This window comes from Polaromonas sp. P3_C2, from assembly GCF_056402675.1.
The window spans coordinates 1-3377 of sequence record NZ_JBFUGX010000461.1; the positions used below are offsets into that span (position 1 = coordinate 1).

Below are 3377 nucleotides of genomic sequence, written 5' to 3' on the forward strand. Positions count from 1 at the left end.
GCCCATGGTCACGCACCGCCAGCCGCAGCGACTGCTCCGTCGTCTCCGCGCTAACCTCTATGGGCGGCTGCCCGTACTTGGCAGCGTTTTCCAGCAGGTTGACCAGCACACGTTCCATCAGCACCGCGTCAAATTCGACCAGTGGCAGATCGGCGGGTAGCGCCGCCGTGATAGCCTTGCCGGCCAGCGCATGCTGCGCCTGGCGGATCGCCGAACCAACGATTTCCTCGACCGACTGCCACTCACTCCGCAAGTTAACGGCCCCGCTTTGCAGCCGTGCCATATCCAGCAGGTTGTTGACCAGCGCGCTCAGGTGGCGCGCTTCGCCGGCGATGGCGCGCGCCGCCTGCGACTGTTCGTCGCTAAGTGGCGGCGCCGTGCGCTGCAAGGAGTCGGCCAGGCCGATCAGTGCGGTCAACGGCGTGCGCACATCGTGCGAAATCGCCGCCAGCAGCATGTTGCGCAGTTTTTCGGACTCCATCTGCACCACCGCCTGCTGGGCCACCTCGACATAGTGCACGCGCTCCTGCGCGATGGCGATCTGCCGCGCCAGGGTTTCGAGCTGCTGCATCTGCTCGGGAATCAGCAGCCAGCGCGCCTGCGCAGGCTTGAGCGCCAGCACGCCACGCACGCGCATCGGCGCCTTGAGCGGGATGTAATGCCATGCCTGGGCTGACAAGGTGGCGGTGGCCAGCCCCGCCGGCTGTTCGTTGCGGAACACCCAGTCGGCCACGCTGGCATCGAAATCCGCGGGCGGTTTGGCGGGCGAAAGCAACTGGTCGTGGCTGTCGGTCACCATCACCAGAGCCTGCCCGCCGAAGTTGCGCTGCGCGGCCGCTTCGCCGAGTTCAATGACCTGCTCACTCAGCAGCGCCGCCGACAGGTCGCGCGTGAGCTCGAACAGCGACTGCGCGCGGCGCTCACGGCTGGCCGCGATGCGCGCCTGAAAACGCAGGCCCGCCGTGAGCTGCCCGGTCAGCAACCCCACCACCAGCATGACACCGAAGGTCAACAGGTACTGCACGTCGCTGACGGCAAACGACAGGCGCGGCGCAACGAAGAAAAAGTCAAACGCCGCCACATTGAGAAAGGCCGCCAGCGCCGCCGGTCCACGCCCGAACTTCAACGCCACCAGCACCGTACCGAGCAAAAACAGCATCACGATGTTGGCGAGGTCAAAAAAGCTGAGCAAGGGCAAAGCCAGCACGGTGACGGCTGCGCTGCTGGCCGCAGCCCATGCGTATCGCGGCACGCTCTCCTGCCAGGCCGCAGCCTCGTCATCGTCGGCAGAACGCTGCACGGCGCGCGCCAGTCGCCGCGCGCTGTCGGCGTGGCCCACTTCCACGATGTCCAGGGTAGGCGCCAGCGTCGCCAGCCGGCGCGTCATGGTGGAGCCGGCCCACAGCGCGCGCCAGCCCGGCAGTTGCGGGCGCCCCACTACCAGCGTGGCGCAGTTGAGCTGCTGTGCCTGYGCCACCAGTTCGGCCGCGGCATCGCTGCCGGTCAACACCGCCGTGGCAGCCCCCAGCTCTTCGGCCAGCTGGATGACGGCGAGGATGCGGTCGCGCCTGGCGACCTCGAGAAGCTGCAGGCGCGGCGTTTCCACATAAGCCGCATGCCAGCGCACATTGAGCTGGCCGGCCAGGCGCGCCGCCGTGCGCACGGTCTGCTCGGCCCCTTCGCGCGGGCCTATGCAGGCGAGGATGGCGCCTTCGGTGTTCCAGACCGGGGAGATGGACTTCTCGACGCGGTAACTGCGCACGTCGTCTTCCACATGCTCGGCCGTGCGCCTGAGCGCGATCTCACGCAGCGCGATCAGATTGCCCTTGCGGAAGAAATTCTGCGCCGCGCGCTCAGCCTGCTGCGGCAGGTAGACCTTGCCGGCCTTCAGCCGTGCCATCAGCTCGTCGGGCGTGACGTCAACCAAAATGATTTCATCGGCGCCGTCCAGCACCGTGTCCGGTACGGTTTCATGCACGCGTATACCGGTGATGGCTCCCACCGTGCCGTTGAGGCTTTCCAGGTGCTGCACGTTGACCGCCGACCAGACGTCGATGCCGGCTTCCAGCAACTCCTGCACGTCCTGCCAGCGCTTGGCGTGGCGCGACCCCTCGACATTGCTGTGGGCGAGCTCGTCGACCAGCAACAGCGACGGCCTGCGCGCCAGCGCCGCGTCCAGGTCGAACTCTTTCAACCTGTGCCCGCGGTAGGCCACCTCCTGCAGGGGCAACTGCTCAAGCCCGGCCAGCAATTCCATGGTTTCGCTGCGGCCATGCGTTTCGACCACGCCGACCAGCACATCGCGCCCGGTCTTGCGCTCGCGCTGCGCGGCGCTGAGCATGGCGTAGGTTTTGCCCACACCGGCGCTGGCGCCGAAGTAGATGCGCAAACGGCCGCGGCGCGCTCTTTCTTCCTCGCCGCGCAGGCGGTCGAGAAGCTCGTCGGGGTCAGGGCGGGAGTCGGGAAAACTGGCCATGCCGTTGCGCTATTACTGGGTGATTCAAAAGTTTCAAAGATCGCCTCGCAAAGGGTAACACCGGGTGTGTTCTTCCTGTTCGCCTGACTCGCCATCTTTTGGCATGCCGGACTCCTGCCTTTCACCGCGGCCTGCGATCCACCAGGCCACCGCCAACGGCACGCCAAAGGCGGCCAGCGCACACAAGACCCGCAGAAGATCAGAGTCCATGGAAATTTCTCTTAACGAAGCGCTTCCAGCGCGAGGTTGAGTTGCAGCACATTCACCTGGGCCTCACCCAGAAATCCCAGCAAGGGTTGCCCGGTGTGCTGTTCGACCAGGGACTGCACCTTCTCAGGCGCCAGGCCGCGTGCTTTAGCAACGCGGGCCTCCTGGTAGCGCGCCGCAGCCGGGCTGATGTGCGGGTCCAGCCCACTGGCAGACGCCGTGACCAAGTCCACCGGCACCTGGGCCGTGTTGCCCGGATCGGCCGCTTTCAGCGCTTCGACACGGCCCTTGACCGCGTCGACCAGCGCAGGATTCAGCGGGCCCTGGTTGGAGCCGCTGGAAGCCGATGCGTTGTAAGGCATGGGCCCCGTGGCCGATGGGCGGCCCCAGAAGTTTTTGGGGTCGCTGAAGTTTTGCCCGATCAGCGAAGAGCCGACAACCTTGCCGTCACGCTGGATCAGGCTGCCGCCGGCCTGCGCCGGAAACAACGATTGCGCGGCGCCGGTCACCACCAGGGGATAAGCCACGCCGGTGACCAGGGTCAGCACAGCGAACATCACAATTGCGGGGCGAAGAATATTTGTCATGAGGATTCCTTGATATGCAGGTGTTCAGGCGAGGTTCAGTGCTACCAGCAGCAGGTCAATCGCCTTGATGCCGATAAAGGGCACGATGAGGCCGCCCAGGCCGTAAA

General features: G+C 65.9%; 3 protein-coding genes. All 3 read right to left on the reverse strand.

Annotated features, from left to right (window positions below; genetic code table 11):
* A partial coding sequence (locus AC1DWI_RS17175; protein ID WP_477725284.1) for a DUF4118 domain-containing protein occupies window positions 1–2476 on the reverse strand: 2476 nt, incomplete at its 3' end.
* Window positions 2477–2509: 33 nt separating this feature from the next.
* Window positions 2510–2686, reverse strand: a complete 177-nt coding sequence (locus AC1DWI_RS17180) for a hypothetical protein (protein WP_477668644.1) — start codon at window positions 2684–2686, stop codon at window positions 2510–2512.
* Window positions 2687–2697: 11 nt separating this feature from the next.
* Window positions 2698–3270, reverse strand: coding sequence for a potassium-transporting ATPase subunit KdpC (gene kdpC, locus AC1DWI_RS17185; RefSeq protein ID WP_477668645.1), 573 nt, complete (start codon window positions 3268–3270; stop codon window positions 2698–2700).
* Window positions 3271–3377 lie beyond the last annotated feature (107 nt).